Origin of the sequence: Flavobacterium sp. 9, assembly GCF_002754195.1 — a bacterium.
Classification (GTDB): Bacteria; Bacteroidota; Bacteroidia; order Flavobacteriales; family Flavobacteriaceae; genus Flavobacterium.
Genome location: NZ_PEEU01000001.1, coordinates 3,850,856 through 3,873,702, shown reverse-complemented (window position 1 = coordinate 3,873,702; position 22,847 = coordinate 3,850,856). Strand labels below are relative to the sequence as shown.

22 protein-coding genes and 1 riboswitch are annotated in these 22,847 nt (G+C 34.2%); of the genes, 18 read left to right on the top strand and 4 right to left on the bottom strand.

Features of this window, described 5'->3' with window-relative positions; genetic code table 11:
- The first annotated feature begins 194 nt into the window (after nt 1–194).
- Together polA and CLU81_RS16000 are read left to right on the top strand one after the other, a co-directional pair.
- Complete coding sequence (gene polA, locus CLU81_RS16005; protein WP_099710721.1) at nt 195–3,041, top strand: DNA polymerase I; 2,847 nt, start codon at nt 195–197, stop codon at nt 3,039–3,041.
- Between the two features lie 60 nt (nt 3,042–3,101).
- Nucleotides 3,102–4,220 carry a hypothetical protein gene (locus CLU81_RS16000; RefSeq protein WP_099710720.1) on the top strand — a complete coding sequence of 373 codons (1,119 nt, stop codon included), beginning with the start codon at nt 3,102–3,104 and terminating at the stop codon, nt 4,218–4,220.
- A gap of 41 nt (nt 4,221–4,261) precedes the next feature.
- Here the strand turns inward: CLU81_RS16000 and CLU81_RS15995 are convergent, their stop codons facing one another.
- The gene (locus tag CLU81_RS15995) at nt 4,262–5,287 is read right to left on the bottom strand and encodes a LacI family DNA-binding transcriptional regulator (RefSeq protein ID WP_099710719.1); all 1,026 of its coding nucleotides are present in this window, start codon (nt 5,285–5,287) and stop codon (nt 4,262–4,264) included.
- 193 nt (nt 5,288–5,480) lie between these two features.
- Here CLU81_RS15995 and CLU81_RS15990 point away from each other — a divergent pair, with 193 nt between their 5' ends.
- The 6 genes from CLU81_RS15990 (at nt 5,481) to tsf (ending at nt 10,151) form a co-directional block, all read left to right on the top strand.
- Nucleotides 5,481–6,230 (top strand): ferritin-like domain-containing protein, encoded by a 750-nt coding sequence (locus CLU81_RS15990; protein ID WP_099710718.1) that lies wholly within the window; start codon nt 5,481–5,483, stop codon nt 6,228–6,230.
- A gap of 26 nt (nt 6,231–6,256) precedes the next feature.
- Complete coding sequence (locus CLU81_RS15985) at nt 6,257–7,069, top strand: ferritin-like domain-containing protein (protein WP_099710717.1); 813 nt, start codon at nt 6,257–6,259, stop codon at nt 7,067–7,069.
- 194 nt (nt 7,070–7,263) lie between these two features.
- Complete coding sequence (gene rplM, locus CLU81_RS15980) at nt 7,264–7,719, top strand: 50S ribosomal protein L13 (RefSeq protein ID WP_026983738.1); 456 nt, start codon at nt 7,264–7,266, stop codon at nt 7,717–7,719.
- The gene (gene rpsI, locus CLU81_RS15975; RefSeq protein WP_099710716.1) at nt 7,719–8,105 is read left to right on the top strand and encodes a 30S ribosomal protein S9; all 387 of its coding nucleotides are present in this window, start codon (nt 7,719–7,721) and stop codon (nt 8,103–8,105) included. Before rplM ends, rpsI begins: the two co-directional genes overlap by 1 nt.
- A 184-nt stretch (nt 8,106–8,289) precedes the next feature.
- A complete protein-coding gene (gene rpsB, locus CLU81_RS15970; RefSeq protein ID WP_099710715.1) occupies nt 8,290–9,051 on the top strand; it encodes a 30S ribosomal protein S2 in 762 nt (253 codons plus the stop codon).
- Between the two features lie 137 nt (nt 9,052–9,188).
- The gene (gene tsf / locus CLU81_RS15965; protein ID WP_083693452.1) at nt 9,189–10,151 is read left to right on the top strand and encodes a translation elongation factor Ts; all 963 of its coding nucleotides are present in this window, start codon (nt 9,189–9,191) and stop codon (nt 10,149–10,151) included.
- A 71-nt stretch (nt 10,152–10,222) separates the two neighbouring features.
- Here the strand turns inward: tsf and CLU81_RS15960 are convergent, their stop codons facing one another.
- On the bottom strand, nt 10,223–12,310 hold the full coding sequence (locus tag CLU81_RS15960; protein WP_099710714.1) for a M3 family metallopeptidase: 2,088 nt from the start codon (nt 12,308–12,310) through the stop codon (nt 10,223–10,225).
- Nucleotides 12,311–12,509: 199 nt separating this feature from the next.
- Between CLU81_RS15960 and CLU81_RS15955 the strand changes: the two genes are divergently transcribed.
- From CLU81_RS15955 to CLU81_RS15910, 10 genes are all read left to right on the top strand, one after another.
- Nucleotides 12,510–13,184, top strand: coding sequence for a queuosine precursor transporter (locus tag CLU81_RS15955; RefSeq protein WP_099710713.1), 675 nt, complete (start codon nt 12,510–12,512; stop codon nt 13,182–13,184).
- The gene (locus tag CLU81_RS15950; protein WP_099710712.1) at nt 13,184–13,753 is read left to right on the top strand and encodes a DNA-3-methyladenine glycosylase I; all 570 of its coding nucleotides are present in this window, start codon (nt 13,184–13,186) and stop codon (nt 13,751–13,753) included. Before CLU81_RS15955 ends, CLU81_RS15950 begins: the two co-directional genes overlap by 1 nt.
- A gap of 87 nt (nt 13,754–13,840) precedes the next feature.
- Nucleotides 13,841–13,938: riboswitch (TPP riboswitch) on the top strand.
- 64 nt (nt 13,939–14,002) lie between these two features.
- On the top strand, nt 14,003–14,209 hold the full coding sequence (thiS, locus tag CLU81_RS15945) for a sulfur carrier protein ThiS (RefSeq protein WP_099710711.1): 207 nt from the start codon (nt 14,003–14,005) through the stop codon (nt 14,207–14,209).
- A gap of 310 nt (nt 14,210–14,519) precedes the next feature.
- Nucleotides 14,520–16,343 carry a phosphomethylpyrimidine synthase ThiC gene (thiC, locus tag CLU81_RS15940; RefSeq protein ID WP_099710710.1) on the top strand — a complete coding sequence of 608 codons (1,824 nt, stop codon included), beginning with the start codon at nt 14,520–14,522 and terminating at the stop codon, nt 16,341–16,343.
- 49 nt (nt 16,344–16,392) lie between these two features.
- Nucleotides 16,393–16,992 (top strand): thiamine phosphate synthase, encoded by a 600-nt coding sequence (locus CLU81_RS15935; RefSeq protein WP_099710709.1) that lies wholly within the window; start codon nt 16,393–16,395, stop codon nt 16,990–16,992.
- Nucleotides 16,959–17,714 carry a hydroxymethylpyrimidine/phosphomethylpyrimidine kinase gene (locus tag CLU81_RS15930; protein ID WP_099710708.1) on the top strand — a complete coding sequence of 252 codons (756 nt, stop codon included), beginning with the start codon at nt 16,959–16,961 and terminating at the stop codon, nt 17,712–17,714. The genes CLU81_RS15935 and CLU81_RS15930 overlap by 34 nt, the downstream gene beginning before the upstream one ends.
- Complete coding sequence (locus CLU81_RS15925; protein ID WP_099710707.1) at nt 17,704–18,342, top strand: thiamine phosphate synthase; 639 nt, start codon at nt 17,704–17,706, stop codon at nt 18,340–18,342. The genes CLU81_RS15930 and CLU81_RS15925 overlap by 11 nt, the downstream gene beginning before the upstream one ends.
- On the top strand, nt 18,323–19,102 hold the full coding sequence (locus CLU81_RS15920) for a thiazole synthase (protein WP_099710706.1): 780 nt from the start codon (nt 18,323–18,325) through the stop codon (nt 19,100–19,102). Before CLU81_RS15925 ends, CLU81_RS15920 begins: the two co-directional genes overlap by 20 nt.
- 146 nt (nt 19,103–19,248) lie before the next feature.
- Nucleotides 19,249–20,385, top strand: coding sequence for a 2-iminoacetate synthase ThiH (gene thiH / locus CLU81_RS15915; RefSeq protein ID WP_099710705.1), 1,137 nt, complete (start codon nt 19,249–19,251; stop codon nt 20,383–20,385).
- 81 nt (nt 20,386–20,466) lie between these two features.
- On the top strand, nt 20,467–21,177 hold the full coding sequence (locus tag CLU81_RS15910; RefSeq protein ID WP_099710704.1) for a HesA/MoeB/ThiF family protein: 711 nt from the start codon (nt 20,467–20,469) through the stop codon (nt 21,175–21,177).
- Here the strand turns inward: CLU81_RS15910 and CLU81_RS15905 are convergent.
- Both CLU81_RS15905 and aat read right to left on the bottom strand, forming a co-directional pair.
- The gene (locus CLU81_RS15905) at nt 21,174–21,968 is read right to left on the bottom strand and encodes an MOSC domain-containing protein (RefSeq protein ID WP_099710703.1); all 795 of its coding nucleotides are present in this window, start codon (nt 21,966–21,968) and stop codon (nt 21,174–21,176) included. The genes CLU81_RS15910 and CLU81_RS15905 overlap by 4 nt on opposite strands.
- Nucleotides 21,969–21,970: 2 nt before the next feature.
- Nucleotides 21,971–22,609 (bottom strand): leucyl/phenylalanyl-tRNA--protein transferase, encoded by a 639-nt coding sequence (aat, locus tag CLU81_RS15900; RefSeq protein ID WP_099710702.1) that lies wholly within the window; start codon nt 22,607–22,609, stop codon nt 21,971–21,973.
- Between the last annotated feature and the right edge of the window lie 238 nt (nt 22,610–22,847).

Here is a 22,847-nt window from a genome sequence, read left to right as displayed (position 1 = left end):
ACTGCTGTGCGTCTCTACTGAAATGAACTTACATAACTTATATGGTGAAAAACAATTTCAAACCATAGACGAACTGCTGTGCGTCTCTACGTATAGGACAGAAAATAATTCTCATTTTAAATTTGTGTTTATTTTTCAGAACCGAATCGTTTTTAAAACCCAATTGATTATTTTTACAGACTAATATTTTTTTTATGTCAACTCAAAAACGTCTTTTTCTTCTCGATGCTTACGCTTTAATTTTTCGTGGTTATTATGCCTTCATAAAAAATCCGCGAATTAACTCTAAAGGAATGGATACATCAGCGATCATGGGTTTCATGAATTCGCTTTTGGATGTTATTAAACGTGAAAAACCAGATCATTTGGCAGTAGCTTTTGATAAAGGCGGAAGTCAATTGCGTAACGAATTATTCCCTGAATACAAGGCAAATCGTGACGTTACACCAGAAGCTATCAAAATTGCTGTTCCTTACATATGTGAATTATTAAAAGCAATGCACATTCCGATTATTGAAGTTGCCGGTTTTGAAGCCGACGATTTGATTGGAACAATTGCAAAACAAGCTGAAAAAGAAAATTACAAAGTTTTCATGGTAACTCCCGATAAGGATTTTGCACAGTTAGTTTCTGAGAATATCTTTATGTACAAACCGGCTCGTATGGGTAACGGAATTGAAATTTGGGGTGTTCCTGAAGTTTTGGCAAAATTCGAAATCGATCGTCCGGAGCAAGTAATTGACTTTCTTGGAATGATGGGTGACGCTGCCGATAATATTCCGGGACTTCCGGGAGTTGGTGAAGTAACTGCCAAAAAACTTCTGAAAGAATATGGAACTATGGAAAACCTTTTAGCAAATACTGATAAGCTAAAAGGAAAAATGAAAGAGAATATCGAAGCCAATAAAGAAAAAGGATTATTGTCTAAAAAACTGGCAACTATCTTATTGGATTGTCCGGTAACTTTTGATGAAAACGATTATGAGTTAACACGTCCTGATATCGAAAAAACAGATGCTATTTTTCAAGAATTAGAATTCAGAAGAATGGCAGAACAATTTGACAATCTGTTTAAAGCTGGCGGAGGAAATGAATTAGCAGCTTCTGCTCCTGCTTCTGATCCAAAATTATACAAAAAACCACAACCTAAAAATGAAGATCAATTTGACCTTTTTGGAGGCGGTTCTACAGAAGAAGATCCAGAAACGGCAAGAACTTCATTTTATAATACTTTAGAAAATACACCACATTCCTATCAGGCTATTCAAGGCGATTTAGGAATAAAATTGCTTTTACAAAATTTACAAAACCAAACTTCTGTTTGTTTTGATACTGAAACAACTGGTTTAGACGCTTTACACGCTGAATTAGTAGGAATGTCTTTTTCTTATGAAAAAGGAAAAGCTTTTTATGTTCCGTTTCCGGAAAATCAAGAAGAAGCTCAGGTTTTAGTGGATAAATTCAAACCATTTTTTGAGAATGAAAATATCGAAAAAATTGGTCAGAATTTAAAATACGATTTAAAAATCCTTTCTAATTATGGTGTTACTGTAAAAGGAAAACTTTTTGACACAATGATTGCGCATTATTTGATTAATCCGGATATGCGTCATAATATGGATATTTTAGCTGAAACCTATTTAAAATATTCACCAAAATCTATTGAAACATTAATTGGTAAAAAAGGAAAAAATCAAATCACAATGCGCGATGTAGTTCTTGAAGACATTAAAGAATACGCCGCAGAAGATGCTGATGTAACTTTACAATTAAAAGAAATTTTCACAACCGAATTAGACAAAACAGAAACTAAGAAGTTATTTGACGAAATCGAAATTCCGTTAGTAAGTGTTTTGGCAGCAATGGAAACCGAAGGAATTCGTCTTGATGTTGAATTTCTAAAAGCAATGTCTAAAGAAATGGATGTTGAGATTAAATCTTTGGAACAAAAAATATACGAGACTGCAGGCGAGAAATTCAATCTTGCTTCTCCAAAACAATTAGGTGATATCTTATTTGATAAACTTAAAATTGGAGGCGCAAAACAAAAGAAAACCAAAACCGGTCAATATGCAACTGGCGAAGAAGTTTTGACGTATTTAGCGAATGATAATCCAATCGTAAAAGAAATTCTGGATTGGCGTCAAATGGTAAAATTACAAAGCACTTATATCTTGGCTTTGCCGGAACAAGTTGACAAGAAAACATTACGCGTTCATACAGATTACATGCAAACTGTTGCTGCAACTGGACGTTTGAGTTCTAATAATCCGAACTTACAAAATATTCCAATTCGTACTGAAAGAGGTCGTCAGATTCGTAAAGCTTTTGTTGCACGCGATGAAAACCATACTTTAATCTCTGCCGATTACTCGCAAATAGAATTAAGAATTATTGCCGCTTTAAGCGGAGAAGAAAATATGATTGCCGCTTTCAAAAACGGAGAAGACATTCACAAAGCTACAGCGGCAAAAGTATTTGATGTTCCTTTGGACGAAGTTTCCCGCGAACAAAGAAGCAATGCCAAAACGGTAAATTTTGGTATTATATATGGTGTTTCTGCTTTTGGTTTGAGCAATCAAACTTCATTATCTCGTAGCGAAAGTGCCGCTTTGATCGAAGCTTATTACAAAACATATCCAAGACTTAGATCTTATATTAACGAGCAAATTGAGTTTGCACGCGAAAAAGGATATGTACAAACAATTCTGGGGCGTCGTCGTTATTTAAAAGATATCAACTCGGCAAATGCTGTAGTTAGAAGCGCTGCTGAACGAAATGCTGTAAACGCGCCAATTCAAGGAAGTGCTGCCGATGTGATTAAAATCGCGATGATCAACATTCATAAAAAATTAAAAGAAGAAAACTGGAAATCAAGAATGTTACTTCAGGTTCATGATGAGCTTGTGTTTGATGTGCATAATGACGAATTAGAAAAAATCCAACCAATGATTAAACACGAAATGGAAAATGCTTTTACAATGGCAGTTCCTTTAGAAGTTGAACTTGGTATGGGTAAAGACTGGCTAGCGGCGCATTAAACAATTTTAGATTGAAGATTTTAGATTTTAGATTTTTTTTTACGAAAGCTACTCAAACGAATGAAAAAAGTTTTTTTATTCCTATTTATATTTTACTCAACAATTACATTTAGTCAGGAAACCTATTATTTAGAAGGAAACCTGGCTAAAAGTAAAATATTCATGAAAATTGAAGTTTACAAATCTGATAATGAAACAAGTCTAAGTGCGACTTATTTTTATCAAAATTCATTGAAGGACATTAAGTTAGAAGGGAATTTAAAAAGTAATCTTTTCACTTTCTTTTTTAAACCGAACGATGTAATTACTGAAAAGTTTTATCTGAAAAAATCTGCAAATAATAATTTTGAAGGATCTTGGTATAATACCAAAGGAACTCAATTTGCGGTACAATTACATCCCGTTGATTTCACTAATTACAGAGCAAATCTGGATAAATACTATTCTGATGAAAAATTAAATCGTGTAAAGTGTAAGTTTTTAGAATTTAAAAAACAGAAAACAACCGTTTATAACAACAAAGAATTTGTTTGGTATTCTGAGAAACATTGTGATTCAGAATTTTTCAGAATAGGAAATAACTTCTCAGAGAAAAATAAATCTGTTATAAATCCGATTTTAGAAAAAATTCACATTCAAAATACATTAGATCAATTAAATTGTTCTTCTTCTTTTGAATATAGCGAAGGAAAAGGAATAGAAGGAAACGCAACTGTAAACTTTTTGAATTCAAACTTATTAGGCTTTGAGATTTCGAGTTCTTATTACTGCGGAGGCGCTCATCCTGATTTTGGAAGCAGCGGTTTTTTAATTGACTTAAATAATGGAAAAAACTATAAAATTGATGATATACTAGTTTTCGATAAAAGTGCTACAACAGAAGAAGAAAGCGATTTCTCAAGTTATTCCACTTATAGAAGTACTTACTTTGCTCCTAGATTACTTGCTGTACTTAACTCAGAGTTTCATTTCGAAAAACCAAAAAATGACGATGAAGATCCTTGTGATTATACTAACGAAGAATATTGGGATTTCCCATCTTGGAATTATACAGAAAAAGGGATAGAATTTACACCAATCTTTTACAGAGCGGCCAGATCTTGCGAAGAACCTTATTTAGTTCCGTTTGAAAAATTAAAAAAGTACAAGAATCCAAAATTTCCGTACGCATTACAATAAAAAAAATCCATTCGTTGTTGCGAATGGATTTTTTATAAGTCTTATTTTTTTCTTGTAGATTCTCGTTCTTTCAATTTTGTTTTGATAACGATGGTTTCGTAATCAGAAGTTTCTTCTTCAGATTCTTCTAAACGTTTGATTAATTGCTTAGCTGCAACTTCTCCAATTTCGATTCCGTGTTGACTTACAGTTGTTAAACTTGGCGATAAACGTCTTGATGCTAAAATTCCGTCAGCAAAACCAATTATCGAAATATCTTCAGGAACTTTATATCCTTTTTTCAAGCTTACGCGTAAAGCAGCAACCGAATCATTTTCGTCTAAAGCAAAAATTGCATCAATTTTATTGTCGAAAATGGCATCAATTTTAGCCTTCATATCATCTTCTGAATCGGTACGAAGAATAATTTTTTCGTTTACCGGAATATTATTATCAGCCAAAGCTTTCAAATATCCATCAGCTCTTAATTTTCCAACGCTTAAATTATCTACCGAAGAAATCAAGGCAATGTTTTTACATCCCAAATCAATTAAATGTTGTGTTGAATTTAAAGCAGAATCAAAATCATCTACAACAACTTTATCACATTCTACTTCATCGGCAATACGATCAAACATTACAATTGGCGTTCCGTCGTTAATAATTGCCGAAAAATGGCTGTAATCTTGTAATTTTTGAGCTTCTTCAGAAACCGAAAGAATAAATCCGTCAATTGTTCCGTTGCTCAACATTTCAAGTGTATGAATTTCTTTTTCTAAAGATTCATTCGAAATACAAGTAATTACATTATATCCTTTTTTATCGGCTACTTTTTCGATACCACTAAAAACCTTTGCAAAAAAGGAGTTTAATATATTAGGTATAATTACACCAATTGTTTTCGTCTTACGATTCTTCAAATTAAGACCAATAACATTGGGTTTATAATTTTTGAGTTTGGCATACTCCTTAATCTTCACCTTCGTTTGCTCACTAATTTCCGGGCTATCGTTTAATGCCTTAGACACCGTCGATACAGAAACACCAAGTTCTTTCGCAATTTGTTTTAGAGTTGCTTTAGCTTTCATTTAAAATAATTTTATGTAATTAATACAAATATAGTAGAATTACCTAAAATAAAACAAAAAACACCTACCAGTATTTGAATTTATAAGGTCTTTTTAAAATAAATTTAAAATAGTGCGATTTTTCAAAACCGCATGTCTTAAAATATCGTTAATACCTTAATACATGTTATTAACCTTTTTAAAAACCTTGATTATGAAAAACGAAGTTAAAATTCATGAGGTTGACCCTTCATTGAATAACAGAAGGAGCTTTCTAAAGCTCAGCGGCTTAGCATTAGCAGGCGCAGGTCTCGTAATAGCCGGTTGCAGCAACAACGATGATAATGATAACGCTCCCGAAGACACGTCGTTACCAGGAGTTAGAAATGGCATTTTTGATTTAGGCTCTGGAGATTTTGGAGTATTAACTTATGCGTATGCTCTTGAACAACTAGAAGCCGACTTTTATACTAAAGTTGTAAATTCTTCAAACTTTAACACAACTTTTAATGATATTGAACGTCAGGTCCTAACTGATTTGTATCATCACGAAGTAATTCACAGAGACTTTTTTAAAGCTGCCTTATCCGGAGCACTTCCAAATCCAAGCGCACAATTACTTCCTACACTAGCTTTTAATTATGGCGCTCTGAATTTTAATAGCCGTACTGATGTTCTTGCAACAGCAAAAGCATTGGAAGATACTGGAGTTGCAGCTTATAACGGAGCTGGAAAATTGATTAAAAGTCCTGACTATCTTTTATTAGCAGGAAAAATTGTTTCAGTTGAAGCAAGACACGCTTCAGCGATAAGAAGCTTAATTAATCCAAATTCAAGCGATTTTGCTGGTGATGATGTCATAAATACTTCTACAGGTTTAGATGTTGCGAAAGATCCTTCTAAAATTTTACCAATTGCCGGAGGTTTTATTACTACAAAATTTACTGCCAAATATTTACCTTAATCCTAACTAGCTAAAACTTAGAAATTATGAATATTTTAAAATTTATAGAAACATTTACTGATGATAGCTTAATGAGAAGCACTGGATCAAGAAGAGACAGTTTTAATCAGTTTGGAAATATTGGAAAAACACTGGCAATCGCAGCGATCCCTTTTGGATTATCCACTTTCGCTAATAAAGCATTAGCAAAAGATATTACCGCAACACCGGCAACTCCAATTGGAGCTTTGCAATTTGCATTAACTTTAGAATATCTTGAAAACGAATTTTATGCAATGGCATTAGATTCAGGAGTAATTCCTGCATCAGAAAATGGAGGAAGAGATCGAAAAGTTTTTGAACAAATAGCTGCACACGAATCTGATCACGTTAAATTTTTAATTGCAGGATTGGGAGGACCAGCAAGTGCAAACTTCGTTGCAAAACCAACATTTGACTTTACTGTTGGAGGTGCATTTGATCCTTTTGGAGACTATCCAACCTTTCTGGCATTGGCGCAAGCATTTGAAGATACAGGTGTAAGAGCCTACAAAGGTCAGGCTGCAAATTTAATTTCGGCACCGGATTTATTGACCGCTGCACTGCAAATTCATTCTGTAGAAGCACGTCATGCATCTGAAGTTCGACGCTTACGCGGATTAAAAGGATGGATTTCTAATGACGAAAGAGGCGCAGGAATGCCATCTGCAACGCAGGCTGTTTATAATGGCGAAGGAGTTACTGTTCAGGCAGGATTCAACACCGCAGCCTCATTTGGAGCTGCAGCAGGGTCAGAAGCTTATGATGAGCCACTTACGACTCAACAAGTTGTAGATATTGCAAATTTATTTATTGTTTAAGCAAAAACAATTCTAAATATTGAACCACCTTCGCGTTATTGTGAAGGTGGTTTTTTTTTATTGTTTTAAATATAAAACTGACCCCTTGATTTTCAGCATATAAAATATTCTTTTCAGGTATTTGGTTTTAAAATAATTAATTGTACTTTTGCATCCCCTTTATTGGGGATGGAATGTTTAATTAAAATAATATTATGGACGCATTAAGCTACAAGACAATTTCAGCTAGCAAAGCCACTGTAACAAAAGAGTGGATTGTTGTTGATGCAGAAGGTCATAACTTAGGTCGTCTTGCTTCAAAGGTTGCGATGATCTTAAGAGGTAAGTACAAGCCAAGTTACACACCACACGTTGACTGTGGAGATAACGTAATTGTTATCAACTCAGAAAAAATTAACCTTACAGGTACAAAAATGAATGACAAAATTTACATGCGTCATACAGGTTACCCAGGAGGACAAAGAACTTTAACTGCTAAAGTATTGCAATCTAAAAACCCTGCATTATTAGTAGAGAAAGCTGTAAAAGGAATGTTACCTAAAAACAAATTAGGAGCTGAACTTTTTAGAAATCTAAATGTTGTTGTAGGTGCTGAGCATACTCATGGAGCTCAAAAACCTAGAACTGTTAACCTAAACGATCTTAAGTAATGGGAGTTATTCACAAAATCGGTAGAAGAAAAACCGCTGTTGCACGTGTATATGTTTCTGAAGGAACAGGAAAAATCACTGTAAACAAAAAAGAATTCGCAACTTACTTTCCAACTGCAACTTTACAATACAAAGTTTTACAACCATTGTCTATGACAGAAAATGTAAACAACTTTGATGTAAAAGTAAACGTTTACGGAGGTGGTTCAACTGGACAGGCAGAAGCTGTAAGAATGGCATTAGCACGTGTTATGTGTGAAGTAAATGCTGAAAACAGAGGAATCCTTAAACCAGAAGGTTTATTAACAAGAGATCCAAGAATGGTTGAACGTAAGAAATTCGGTCAGAAGAAAGCTCGTAAGAGATTCCAATTCTCTAAACGTTAATATTACCTGTCTTGTGCATAAGGTACAAGACACTATCAATTATTTATTGAAATTAAAAAACACAGTTGTTGTTGCTCTCCTATCGAGGTAGGATATAGTTTAGCATCTAAATGTATAAAGCCAGGAATCGTTAGAAACCGCCATTTATACATTGCTAATCAACAGAACGTAAACTAGTACAAAAATGGCAAACAAAATAGAAGTAAAAGACTTACTAGAAGCAGGTGTTCACTTTGGACACATGACTAGAAAATGGGATCCAAACATGGCCCCTTACATTTATATGGAGCGTAATGGTATTCACATTATCAATCTATATAAAACTGCAGCAAAAATCGAAGAAGCTAACGAAGCTTTGAAAAAAATCGCTGCATCAGGTAGAAAAATCTTATTCGTAGCTACCAAAAAACAAGCTAAAGACATCGTTGCTGATAAAGCAAAGGCTGCAAACATGCCTTATATCACTGAAAGATGGCCTGGTGGAATGCTAACTAACTTTGTAACTATCAGAAAGGCAGTTAAAAAAATGTCTTCTATTGATAAAATGAAGAAAGATGGTACTTTCATGACGTTATCTAAAAAAGAGCGTTTGCAAGTTGATCGTCTACGTGCTAAATTAGAGAAAAACTTAGGTTCAATTGCTGATATGTCTAGACTACCTGCAGCATTGTTCGTAGTAGATATCAAAGCTGAACACATCGCAATAAAAGAAGCACAAAAATTAAACATTCCAGTTTTCGCAATGGTTGATACGAATTCTGACCCAAGAGAGGTTGATTACGTTATTCCTGCAAATGATGATGCTTCTAAATCAATTGACAAAATTTTATCTTTAGTAACTGCTGCTGTAATCGAAGGTCTTTCTGACAGAGGTTCTGACAAAGAAGCTGAAGTTTTCACAGAAGAAGCTCCTGCTACTGAAGCTGCTCCTGCAACTGAAGAATAAATCAAATTTAAATTCCAAATTTTAAATTCTAAATTCCAAAACACAAATTAAAAACGTTATGTTGATAATTTAATAAAATTGGAGTTTAGAATTTAGAAGATGGAATTTTTACTTTTAACATTAAAATTCAAAATATTATGGCAACAATTACTGCTGCAGACGTAAATAAATTAAGACAATCTACAGGTGCCGGAATGATGGACTGTAAAAAAGCTTTAGTTGAGGCTGACGGAGATTTCGATAAAGCTATTCAAGTCCTAAGAGAAAAAGGACAAAAAGTTGCTGCTAACCGTTCTGACCGTGAGTCTTCTGAAGGAGCTGCTGTTTCTTTTATCAATGCTGATAATACTAAAGGAGCTATCATCACTTTAAACTGCGAAACTGATTTCGTAGGTAAAAATGAAGCTTTCGTAACTTTGGCTAAAGAATTAGTAGAAAGAGCTATTAACTTCTCTAATAAAGAAGAATTCTTAGCTTCAGATTTCAACGGAATTACTGTTGCTGAAAAATTAATCGAGCAAACTGGAGTTATCGGAGAAAAAATCGAAATCGGTGGTTTTGAAATTTTAGAAGGTGCTTTTGTTGGATCTTATGTTCACGTTAACAAAATTGCTGCATTAACTGCAATTTCTGCTGCAATTCCTAACGCTGACGTTTTAACTAAAGATGTTTCTATGCAAGTTGCTTCTATGGGAGCTGATACATTATCTTACAAAGATTTTGATCCTGCTTTCGTTGAATCTGAACTTGCTGCTCGTATTGCTGTAATCGAAAAAGATAATGAAGAAGCAAAACGTTTAGGAAAAACTTTAAAAAATGTTCCTAAATATATTTCTTTCTCTCAATTAACTGAAGAAGTTTTAAAACAAGCTGAAGAAGATGCTAAAGCTGAATTAAAAGCTGAAGGTAAACCAGAGCAAATTTGGGACAAAATTATCCCAGGAAAAGTTCAACGTTTTATCTCTGACAACACTACTTTAGATCAAGAGAAAGCTTTGTTAGATCAAAACTTTATCAAAGACGATAGTAAAAAAGTTGGTGATTACGTTAAAGGATACAACGTTGAAATCACAGGTTTCAAAAGAGTTACTTTAGGTTAATATATTATTATTTCAATATAAAAAGCCCGAATATTTATTTATTCGGGCTTTTTTATTTTTACATTTTAATCTTAGATCTTTTCTATAATCGGAAAATTTCTCGCGCGCATCAAAGCATCAGATTTTGGCGCTCTTCCTCTAAAATTTTCATATCCTTTTTCGTTATCAATCGTATTTCCAACACTAAAAACAGTGTCATGCAACCTTTTTGCAACTACTTTATCATAAGATCCATTTGCTTCCGTAAAAGCCTCATAAGCATCTGCATTGATTACATCTGCCCATAAATAACTATAATAACCGGCTGCGTAACCATCACTCGAAAAAATATGAGCAAATTGCGGAATACGATGACGCATTACAATCTCTGACGGCATATTTAGCTTCTTTAAAGTCACTTTTTCAAATTCATCAGGATCAATAGTTTCAGTTGTCAAATGAAGCTCCATATCTACAAAAGAACTTGATATTGTTTCTACAGTTGCAAAACCTTCATTAAAATTGGCAGCCATTTCAATTTTCTCCACCATTGATTGTGGCAATGGCTCATTTGTTTTATAATGCAAAGCAAACTTATTCAACACTTCCGGAGTCGCCAGCCAATGCTCAAAAATCTGCGAAGGAAATTCAACATAATCTCTCGCTACTGATGTTCCGGACAACCTAGGATACGTAACATTCGAACACAATCCATGAAGAGCATGACCAAATTCATGAAACAAAGTCGTAGCATCGTCCCAGGAAATCAAAACCGATTCGTTTGAATCTCCTTTTATAAAATTGCAATTATTAGAAACAATCGGAAGCGTGTTTTCTAACTTTTGCTGATCACGATAAGAACTCATCCACGCGCCTGAACGCTTTCCTGTTCTTGCATAAGGATCAAAATACCACAAACCAATTGTTTTACCCAATGCTTTATCACTTACTTCCCAAACACGCACATCTTTATGATATACAGGAACATTTGTAATTTGTTCAAAACTTAAACCAAATAATTCTCCCGCAACCCAAAACATTCCTTCACGTAAATTCTCAAGCTGTAAGTATTGCTTAATCTCATTTTGATCCAAACTATATTTCGCCTTTCTTACTTTCTCAGTATAATAACGATAATCCCACGGCTCAATTTTAAAATTACCGCCTTCGACATTTACTATTTTCTGCATTTCGGCAACATCCTGATGTACTTTTTCGACAGCAGGTTTCCAAACGGATTCCATTAATTCTAAAGTTTTTGCAGGATCTTTTGCCATTTTATTCGACAAACTCCAATGTGCAAAAGAAGGAAAACCAAGTAACTTTGCTTTTTGACTTCGCAATTTAAAAATCGCAATAAGCGTTTCTTTGGTATCATTTTCATTACCATTATCACCACGTTTTACAAAAATTTCAAAAGCTTTTTCTCGTAAATCCCTACGATCAGAAAAAGTTAAAAAAGGTTCTATCGAAGAACGAGTATTAACGATACATCCCAAAGCATCAAGCTTGCGGCTTTTTGCTTCAGCAATCGCAGCATTTTTTATTTCTAAAGGCAAACCATCAAAATCACCTTCAACTTTCAGTTCAATAAACTGATTATTTTCTTCCGCTAATAAATTTTGACTAAATCTTGTAAAAAGCGTTGCCAATTCCTGATTAATCTTCCCAACTTTCTCTTTATTCAAATCATCCAATTCAGCACCTTCACGAACAAAATCAGTATAATACAACCAAATTAAACGTTGCTGCTCGCTGTTCAATTTCTCTTTTTCCTTCGAATTATATAAAGTCTCAATTCGAGAAAAAAGCTTTTTATTCTGATACATTTTATCATTTAAAGCTGATAGTTTTGGAGACATTTCTGTTTCTACAATTCCAAATTCAGAAGTAAATATATTTGAGCTATAAATTCCAAAAGCGGTATGAATTCGCGCAATCTTTTTCCCTGAATTCTCTAATGCAGCAATTGTATTTTCAAATGTTGGCGCCTCCGGATTATCTGCAATAGCATCAAATTCATTTAGATTTTCCTCAATTGCGATTTCAATTGCAGGTTTAAAATCCGCAATCTTATATTCGTCAAAAGCCGGAACTCCGCCATATGGCCCATTCCATTTTTCAAGTAATGGATTATTAGCATTTATTTTTTCATCAACAGTTAATGAAGTCTCACTCATGATATAATTGATATTTATTTTGTGTTTAATTTAAAAAAGAAAAACAAGTTCTCCTTTACCCAAAAGTACCCAAAAAATTAGAAATCAAAATAAAGTTTAACAAACCATATTTATAAATCGTGCAACACACAATTCGCAAACACATACTTCAACTTCAAAAGAAATAACTTAAATTTGAATCATCTTTTATGCCAAAAATATGTTTAAAACCAGAAGAGAAATTGTTTTTGTAATTCTAGCAGGAATCTTTATCACCAATGCCGTTGTAGCCGAACTAATTGGGGGAAAACTTATCCAAATTGGACCATTTGTAATGAGTATAGGCATTTTGCCTTGGCCAATTGTATTTCTTACAACAGATTTAATAAATGAATATTTTGGAGAAAAAGGAGTAAAGAAACTCTCTTTTATAACCGCTTGTTTAATTGCCTACGCTTTTTTAATATTATTTATGGCAATCGTTATTCCGGCTGCAAAAGGAATAAGTCCCGTAAATGATGAACAATTTCAAGCCGTTTTTGGACAAAGTATGTGGATTATTGTCGGAAGTTTAATTGCTTTTATGGCTTCTCAATTAATTGACGTTTGGATATTTTGGTTTTTCAAAAGACGAACCGGAGAAAGAAAAATATGGCTTAGAACCACCGGATCAACAGTAATCTCACAGTTATTTGATTCTTTTATAGTGCTTGGAATTGCATTCTGGCTTCCGGGAAAAATCGATTTTGATACCTTTATTTCATCAGGTTTAACCGGATATATATTTAAGCTTACCGTTGCCGTTGTATTAACCCCTGCGATTTATGCCGGACATCATTTGATAAAAAAATATTTAGAAAATGATCCTAATCCAGAAAATAAGAACCCAAAATAATGGCAACAGAAGAACAAATAAGATGCGGCTGGTGTTCAGCAAGCGATTTATACAAAAAATACCATGACGAAGAATGGGGCGTTCCGGTTTATGACGATCCAACTTTATTCGAGTTTTTAATTCTGGAAACCTTTCAGGCAGGTTTAAGCTGGATTACAATTTTAAACAAAAGAGAAAATTTCAGAGCAGCATTCGATCATTTCGATTATAAAAAAATAGCCAATTATTCTGAAGATAAAATTGAAGAATTATTACAGAATACAGGAATCATCCGTAATAAACTCAAAGTAAAATCAGCAGTTTCAAACGCTCAGGCCTTCATGAAAATTCAGGAAGAATTTGGCAGTTTCTCTACCTATATCTGGAAATTCACCAACGGAAAACCCATCAACAACAACCCAAAAACATTAAAAGATGTTCCGGCTACTACTCCACTTTCAGATGAAATTAGCAAAGATTTAAAGAAAAGAGGATTTAAATTTGTAGGTTCCACCGTAATTTACGCACACATTCAAGCCACCGGAATGGTCAACGATCACGTTGAAGATTGCTGGAAAAGAAAGAAATAGTCTTAAGTATTCAGTCACAATTTTCAGTTTTTTTTGAACCTGAAACTTGAAACCTGAAACTTTTAAACAAAAATTACATATATTTGCTTCACACTTTAGGGGTGTCTACAACTTTGTAGGCTGAGATTTTACCCTCTGAACCTGATCTAGTTCATACTAGCGTAGGGAAAAGTAAGATGACTTCTGCGCGCATTTTTATGCGCAATTGTAGCCATTCCTAAAGTATAACTGCATACTAAACTAAAAGGAATGGAACTAAAAATCAACCAACAAATCAAACAATTCAATGCTGAATCGCTAAGCGTTCAATCATTGCTCGATCTCGAAATTCCCAATAAACAAAACGGAATTGCTGTTGCCGTAAATAATACTGTCGTTCCAAAACTCAATTGGAACCAATATCTCGTACAAGAAACCGACGAAATTTTAATTATTTCAGCAACACAAGGAGGATAATATGGCTGCCTAAACGGGCTATCCGTTTCAAGTCCGCAGTCGTCAACCAAAAAAATATAGTCTTAGCAAAGCTTCCGCTGGTCGCTTTCCTAATCCTTATTTTTTTACGGTTTCCTTCTTTACGGGCTTTCCACTTCTATCCCTGGCAGAAAAACAAATTCCAAGAATTATCCCGATGCTTCGGGACCAAATTCCAATTAAAAAAACATATAAAAGAACAACATAAAAAGACGCACTGCTGTGCGCCTCTACGGAAAAATAAACATAAAAACACAATCAAGATCAACTTGAAACCTGAAACAAAAAAACTATGACTACAGAAGAACAAATTTCCAGAACTCCTTTCCCCAACTCCAAAAAAATATATGTAAACGGAGAAATTCACCCTATAAAAGTCGCTATGCGCGAAGTTATTTTAAGTGATACAAAACTTTCAAATGGAGGAATTGAGAAAAATCCGCCTGTGACTATTTACGACACTTCCGGAGCTTATACTGATCCAAACATCGAAATTGATATTCGAAAAGGATTACCTCGCTTACGCGAAAATTGGATTTTAGAACGAAATGATGTCGAAATCCTGAACGAAATCACTTCTGATTACGGACAAACCCGATTGAAAGACGAAAGTCTGAATCATCTTCGATTCGAATATTTGCATCAGCCAAAAAGAGCAAAAAAAGGCGCAAACGTAACACAATTATACTACGCAAAACAAGGTATCATAACTCCCGAAATGGAATATATTGCCATTCGTGAAAATCAACGAATCGAGCTTTTGAACGAACAAACCAAAGCAATGCAATGTCAGCATTCAGGACATAGTTTTGGAGCTAATACTCCAAAAAGCAAAATAACCCCCGAATTTGTTCGAAGTGAAGTAGCTTGCGGAAGAGCCATAATTCCAAATAACATCAATCATCCTGAGAGCGAACCTATGATTGTTGGACGCAACTTCCTCGTAAAAATAAATGCCAATATCGGAAACAGTGCTGTAACTTCAAGCATCGAAGAAGAAGTTGAAAAAGCAGTTTGGGCTTGCCGTTGGGGCGCCGATACTATCATGGATTTATCAACCGGTAAAAATATTCACGAAACCAGAGAATGGATTATTCGTAATTCACCAGTTCCAATTGGAACAGTTCCAATTTATCAAGCACTAGAAAAAGTAAAAGGAATTGCCGAAGATTTAACTTGGGAAGTTTTCCGCGATACTTTAATCGAGCAGGCAGAACAAGGCGTTTCGTATTTTACCATTCACGCTGGTGTTTTATTGCGTTACATTCATTTAACCGCAGATCGCGTTACCGGAATTGTTTCCCGTGGCGGATCAATCATGGCGAAATGGTGTTTATTCCATCATAAAGAAAACTTTTTATACACACATTTCGAGGAAATCTGCGAAATCATGAAACAATATGATGTAGCTTTTTCATTAGGCGATGGTCTACGTCCAGGTTCCATTGCAGATGCCAATGATGCCGCTCAATTTGCCGAATTAGAAACTTTAGGCGAGCTAACAAAAATCGCCTGGAAACACGATGTACAAGTTTTCATTGAAGGTCCTGGTCACGTGCCAATGCACATGATTAAAGAGAATATGGACAAACAATTAGAACATTGCAGTGAAGCTCCATTTTATACTCTTGGGCCTTTAACAACTGATATTGCGCCGGGTTACGATCATATCACATCAGCAATTGGAGCTGCTATGATTGGTTGGTATGGCTGCGCAATGTTGTGTTATGTAACGCCAAAAGAACATCTTGGATTGCCCAATAAAAAAGACGTAAAAGATGGTGTTATAACTTATAAAATATCCGCTCATGCTGCTGATTTGGCCAAAGGTCATCCAGGAGCACAATATCGTGACAATGCCTTAAGTAAAGCACGTTTTGAATTCCGTTGGGAAGATCAGTTTAATTTATCATTAGATCCTGATACAGCAAGAGAATTTCACGATGAAACTCTTCCTGCAGATGGTGCAAAAGTGGCACATTTCTGTTCGATGTGCGGACCAAAATTCTGTTCTATGAAAATATCTCAGGAAATTAGAGATGTTGCAGCAGCCGAAAAAGGTATGCAGGAAAAGTCAGAAGAGTTCATTGAGCAAGGGAAAGAGATTTATATTTAAGCAGAAGAAAGAGCAAAGAATAAAGAAAAAAGACTATAGAGGAAAGACTATGATTGTAATTACAAATCCTTCTGCTATCGCAAATGAAATCAGCTTAATTGATTCTTTATTTGAAGAAGGATTGTCTTTACTTCATGTTCGGAAACCTGATTTTTCTGAGATTGAAATGGTGGAATTTATTAATCAGATAAAATTAGAATATCGATCTAAATTGGTGTTACACAATCATCATCAATTGGCAGAAAATTTTGGAATCAATAGAATTCATTTTTCCCAAAAAGAAAGAAAACACGATCCAGATTTTCCTGCAAGGTTTCTAAAACCTTGTAGGTATAATTCAACATCAACACATTCAATTGAAGATTTCAATTCATTGGAAAATTTTGATTACGCTTTTTTAAGTCCTGTTTTTTCAAGTATTTCCAAGGAAGATTATCATCCGAAAGAAGACCTTTTTGAAGCATTAAAATCAAGAACAAATAAAAAAACAAAAGTCATCGCTTTGAGCGGAATTAATTCTGAAAACATCAAAAAAACACTTGAAAACGGTTTTGACGATGTAGCGCTTTTAGGAACAATTTGGAATCATAAAAATCCAATAAAACAATTCAAATTATGTCAGAAAATCGTCCTTTCGCACTCACTATAGCAGGTTTTGACCCAACTGGCGGCGCTGGTGTTTTGGCTGATATCAAGACATTTGAACAGCATCAGGTAACTGGTTTTGCGATTACAACTGCAAACACAATTCAGACTGAAAATGAGTTTTTTGACATTGAATGGACAAATATAAATTTTGTAATTCGTTCTATTGAAACCTTATTCCACAATTATAAAATCAGTACTGTAAAAATTGGAATCGTACCTTCTTTACATTATTTAAACCGAATTCTTTCGACAGTAAAATTAGTATCTCCAACTACTCAAATTGTTTGGGATCCGGTTTTAAAATCAACAACAGAATTTGAATTCATTAAAATTGAAGATCGTTTAGACTTGAACAAAATTCTATCCAAAATCGATTTGATAACGCCAAACTATAATGAAATAGAAATTTTATTCCCCGGTTTTGTTTCAGAAAAACTTTGGTTACAAAATGAAATACCAACTAATGTTTTGCTAAAAGGAGGACATAATTCAGCTGAAATTGGCACTGATCGTTTGTTCTTGAAAAATGAAATTATTGATTTATTACCCTCAGAAAAAAAATGCTTCGAAAAACATGGTTCCGGCTGTGTTTTATCATCAGCAATCGCCGCAAATCTGGCATTGAATCAAACTCCAAAAGAGGCTTGTAAAAATGCTAAAACCTACATAGAAAAATACCTGAGTTCAACTAACCATTTAATCGGATATCATTATGTACAATAAATTGCAATATATCTCACAGGGAAAAACAATCGAAGAACAATTGTATAATATTCATCAGGCTCTCGATGCCGGATGTGATTGGGTGCAAATGCGTTTCAAAGATCAAACTGCCAAAGACACTTTTGCTTTAGCGGAAGCGGTAAAATTTTTATGCGAAGAATATCTAACCAATTTTATCGTAAACGACAATCTCTATCTCGCGCAACAAATTGCAGCAGACGGAGTTCATTTAGGCTTAACCGATATGAATATTGCCGAAGCCAGAGCAATTCTGGGAAACACAAAAATCATTGGAGGAACCGCAAATACTTTTGAAGATATTGAAAATCACGTAAAAAATGGCTGTGATTATATTGGTTTAGGTCCTTTTAGATTTACTGCCACAAAAGAAAAATTAAGTCCGATTTTAGGCTTATCCGGTTATTTTGAGATTCTTCAAAAAATGAAAAAAAATAAAATTTCAATTCCGGTTTATGCCATTGGCGGAATCAATTTAAAAGATATAAATCCGTTAATGGAAACTGGAATCCACGGAATTGCCGTTTCCGGAATGATCACGGAAAGCGACGAAAAGAAAAAATTAATTCAACAATTAAACGAAAAGTTATATGCAAACGTCATTGTTTAACATTGGAGATAAAACCTTTAAATCTCGTTTGTTTTTAGGAACGGGAAAATTTGGTTCAAACCTTGAAATGGAAGAAGCTATTCTGGCTTCTGAAAGCGAATTGGTTACCGTTGCCTTAAAACGTATCGATCTCGAAACAGAAACGGATGTTATTTTATCACATTTAAAACATCCAAATATCAACTTATTACCTAATACTTCGGGTGCCCGAAATGCCAAAGAAGCTGTTTTCGCGGCTCAATTAGCACGTGAAGCCTTAGAAACAAATTGGATAAAATTAGAGATTCATCCTGATCCAAAATACTTAATGCCGGATCCAATCGAAACTTTAAAAGCAACCGAAGAACTTGCTAAACTTGGTTTCTTCGTTTTGCCTTATATTCATGCAGATCCAGTTTTATGCAAGCATTTAGAAAGCGCAGGAACAACGGCCGTTATGCCTTTAGGTTCACCAATTGGCAGTAATAAAGGTCTTAAAACAATAGATTTCTTAGAGATTATTATTGAACAAAGCAATGTTCCTGTAATTGTAGATGCCGGAATTGGCGCTCCTTCTGACGCGGCAAAAGCAATGGAAATTGGTGCCGATGCTGTTTTAGTAAATACCGCAATTGCTGTGGCCGGAAATCCAAAATTAATGGCTGAGGCGTTTAAAGAAGCTGTTATTGCAGGCCGAAAAGCATTCGAAGCAAAAATTGCAAACCAACACAATTTTGCTGTAGCTTCTAGTCCTTTGACATCTTTTCTTTATGAGATTTAACCGCAAAGTTCGCAAGGTTTTTTCGCAAAGTTCGCTAAGCTTTGCGAACTTTTAGACAAATATAAAGAACACAAAGCTTAGCGAACTTTGCGTAAATCTTAGCGTACTCTGCGGTAAAAAAATACTCGCAGTTAAAACACAATCCAATGAAAACATTTAAATCAGTTTTTGAACAATATAACTGGGATTCCATTCAATCTAAAATATACCAAACATCATCAAAAGATGTTGAACGCTCTTTGTCTAAAACCAAACGAAATCTTGATGACTTTTTGATTTTGATTTCTCCTGTTGCACAAAATTACTTGGAACAAATGGCGCAACAATGCCATGAAATCACCAAAAAACGTTTTGGAAAAACAATTCAAATGTATGCCCCGCTTTATTTAAGCAACGAATGCCAGAACATTTGTACCTATTGTGGTTTTAGTTTAGACAATAAAATCAAACGAAAAACACTTTCTGATACCGAAATTAAACTTGAAGTTGAAGCATTAAAAAACACTGGTTTTGATCATGTTTTATTGGTTACAGGCGAAGCAAATTATACTGTAAATATTAATTATTTCCTGAACGCGATTGCTTTAATACGAAAGCAGTTTTCGATTATTTCCGTTGAAGTTCAACCGTTATCGACGGAAGATTATGAACGTTTGCATGAAGCCGGAGTATATTCCGTTTTGGTATATCAAGAAACTTATCATCAGGAAGTCTATAAAAAATACCATACGAAGGGTAAAAAATCAAATTTCGATTATCGATTAGAAACTCCTGACCGAATTGGCACTGCAGGAATTCATAAAATTGGTTTAGGCGTTTTACTTGGTTTGGAAGATTGGCGAACAGATAGTTTTTTTAATGCTTTGCATCTGGATTATCTTCAGAAAAAATATTGGCAAACTAAATATTCCGTTTCATTTCCGAGATTGCGTCCTGCGGAAGGAATTATTGAGCCTAATTTTATTATGGATGATAAAGATTTAACTCAACTTATTTGTGCTTATCGTTTATGGAATGAAGATCTTGAAATCTCCATTTCGACTCGTGAAAATGAGAAATTCAGAAACAACATTATTCCAATTGGTGTTACAAGTATGAGCGCTGGATCTAAAACAAATCCGGGTGGTTATGTTGTTGATCCACAATCATTAGAACAATTTGAAATTAGCGATGAACGTTCTGCAAAAGAAATTGCTGAAATTATAAAAAACTCAGGTTACGAACCCGTTTGGAAAGACTGGGACAAAATATACAGTCATAAAGAGGAAAGTCTTAAAGTCTAAAGTAAAATGCTTTTTACTTCAATTCCAGCTTTCAATTTCGACTTTTGACCTTCGACTTTACAACTTTAAGACTTAAATTAAATGAGCATTATACAAGAATTCCTGCGTTATAACAGACAAACTATATTACCTGAAATTGGTGACGAAGGACAAGAAAAATTAAAAAAAGCAAAGGTTTTAGTTATTGGCGCCGGAGGTTTAGGCTGTCCCATTTTGCAATATATTGCAACGGCTGGTATCGGTTTTATTGGCATAATGGATTTTGATACTATTGAAATTCATAATCTCCACAGACAAATTTTATATACCGAAAATGAAATTGGTCAAAGCAAATCACTTGTTGCAAAAGACGTTGTTTCAAAACTAAATCCTTTAATTGAAGTTAAAGCCATAAACGAGAAATTAACCACTGAAAATGCAAGTCAAATTATTCAACAATATGATATTATTGTTGATGGTTCTGATAATTTTGCGACACGTTATTTGGTTAATGATACTTGTGTTGTTTTACAAAAACCATTGGTTTACGGAAGTATTTTAAAATTTGAAGGTCAGGTTACAGTTTTTAATCACAATGGAAGCAAAAATTTACGTGATTTATTTCCTGAAATGCCAGATCCTAAAGAGCTTCCGAATTGTAATTTGAACGGAGTTTTAGGAACTTTACCCGGAATTATTGGCACAATGATGGCGCACGAAACCTTAAAACTAATTCTGGAATTACCTACTTTAAAAAACGAATTAGTCCTTTTTAGTACGCTAAATTGGAGTTTTACAAAACTGAATTTCTAGAAAACAAGTTCATCTCCAACGTTAATAATCCCTGAATTTAAGCTCACAATATTAGTTCCGAATAAAACAGAATTATTTACTACTCGATATTTACTTAAGGTTTTTAGAGGTTCTTTTTTTAATTTACCATTGTCCGGATCATTATTTACCATGATACATCTTCCGCAAGGTTTTATGTTTTTAAAATCAACTTCTCCTATTTTAAAAGTATCAAAATCATCTTCTTCATGAGGATTTTGACTGCTTATGACAATATTTGGACGAAATCTCAAAACGGTGATTTTATCTGTTAGTTTTTCATTTAGAAAATCTAAACTTTGACTTCCTATCATTAAATACGGATAACCATCGGCCAGACTTACATTGAAAGTTTCTTTTAATCTTGAACTTTCATGTTTACGATCTCCACTTTTGATTATTTTTACCAATTTACATTCAAATCCTAAACGTTCGCTGAACCATTTAGAAGTTGCAGGATTCACTTCTATTACTTCACTTTTATCATCCCAAACGTTAACTTTTATCGAATTTTCTAAATGTTCATCAATAGAGAATTCATGTTTTTGATCCTGAAAAGTAATACTGATTTTTCCATCTGAAATCTGCGGATAAAACTGACTCATAATACGATGTTCTCGCTGCGTTATCATTTGATTATCTGCATCGATTAACATCCATCTGCGATCATTTTCGAATCCCATTTCTTCAGCCAAAGCATTTTTACAACTAATTCCGGCTAAGCTTTTTATCGGATAGATATAGATTTCTTTTACAACATGAATTGCACTCATTTTTATTTACTTTTTAAAATAGACATAAATTCATCACGATCAATTTCGCGACAGCCTAAACTCTCTAAATGCGAATTATAAACCTGACAATCTAAAAGTTTGTAATTCTTTTTTTCTAAATAATTAACCAAAGCTATAAAAGCCACTTTTGATGCATTTGATACTTTTGAAAACATACTTTCACCACAAAAAACGTGTCCTAAATCAATACCGTACAAACCTCCAACTAGAACCTCATCTTGCCAAACCTCAATAGATTTTGCAATTCCTTTTTCGTTCAATTTGCAATAAGCATCAATCATTTCATCTGAAATCCATGTTCCGTTTTGACCTTCGCGTTCTATTTTTTGGCAATTCAAAATCACGTCTTTAAAACTTGCATTAAGAGTAACTTTAAACTGATTTCTATTCAATACATTTCTCATGCTTTTGGAGATAATTAATTCATCCAAAAACAAAACCATTCTGGGATCCGGCGCCCACCAAAGTATAGGTTCGCCTTCATTAAACCAAGGAAAAATTCCGCTTTTGTAAGCCAACTCTAATCTCTCCGGATTTAAATCGCCGCCAACTGCCAGAATTCCTTCTTCGTCAGCTTCTGAAACCGGAGGGAAAAATAGTTCTTCAAATATATAATGCATCTTTTAAATAAAATTCCAATTTTTAAATTCCAAACTATGTTCAATATTGTCATTTCGACGAAGGAGAAATCTCCATAAGAAACTCCGCAACGAAAATCCAATCTTTGTCGAGCTCCTCGCGAAGATTTCTCCTTCGTCGAAATGACAATTATTATGGTTGTTTTGTGTAATACTAAAGTTCCTTACAACCTTGGTCTTTGACAAAAAACTGAGAATAAAAAACAAAATTCCAAACCCC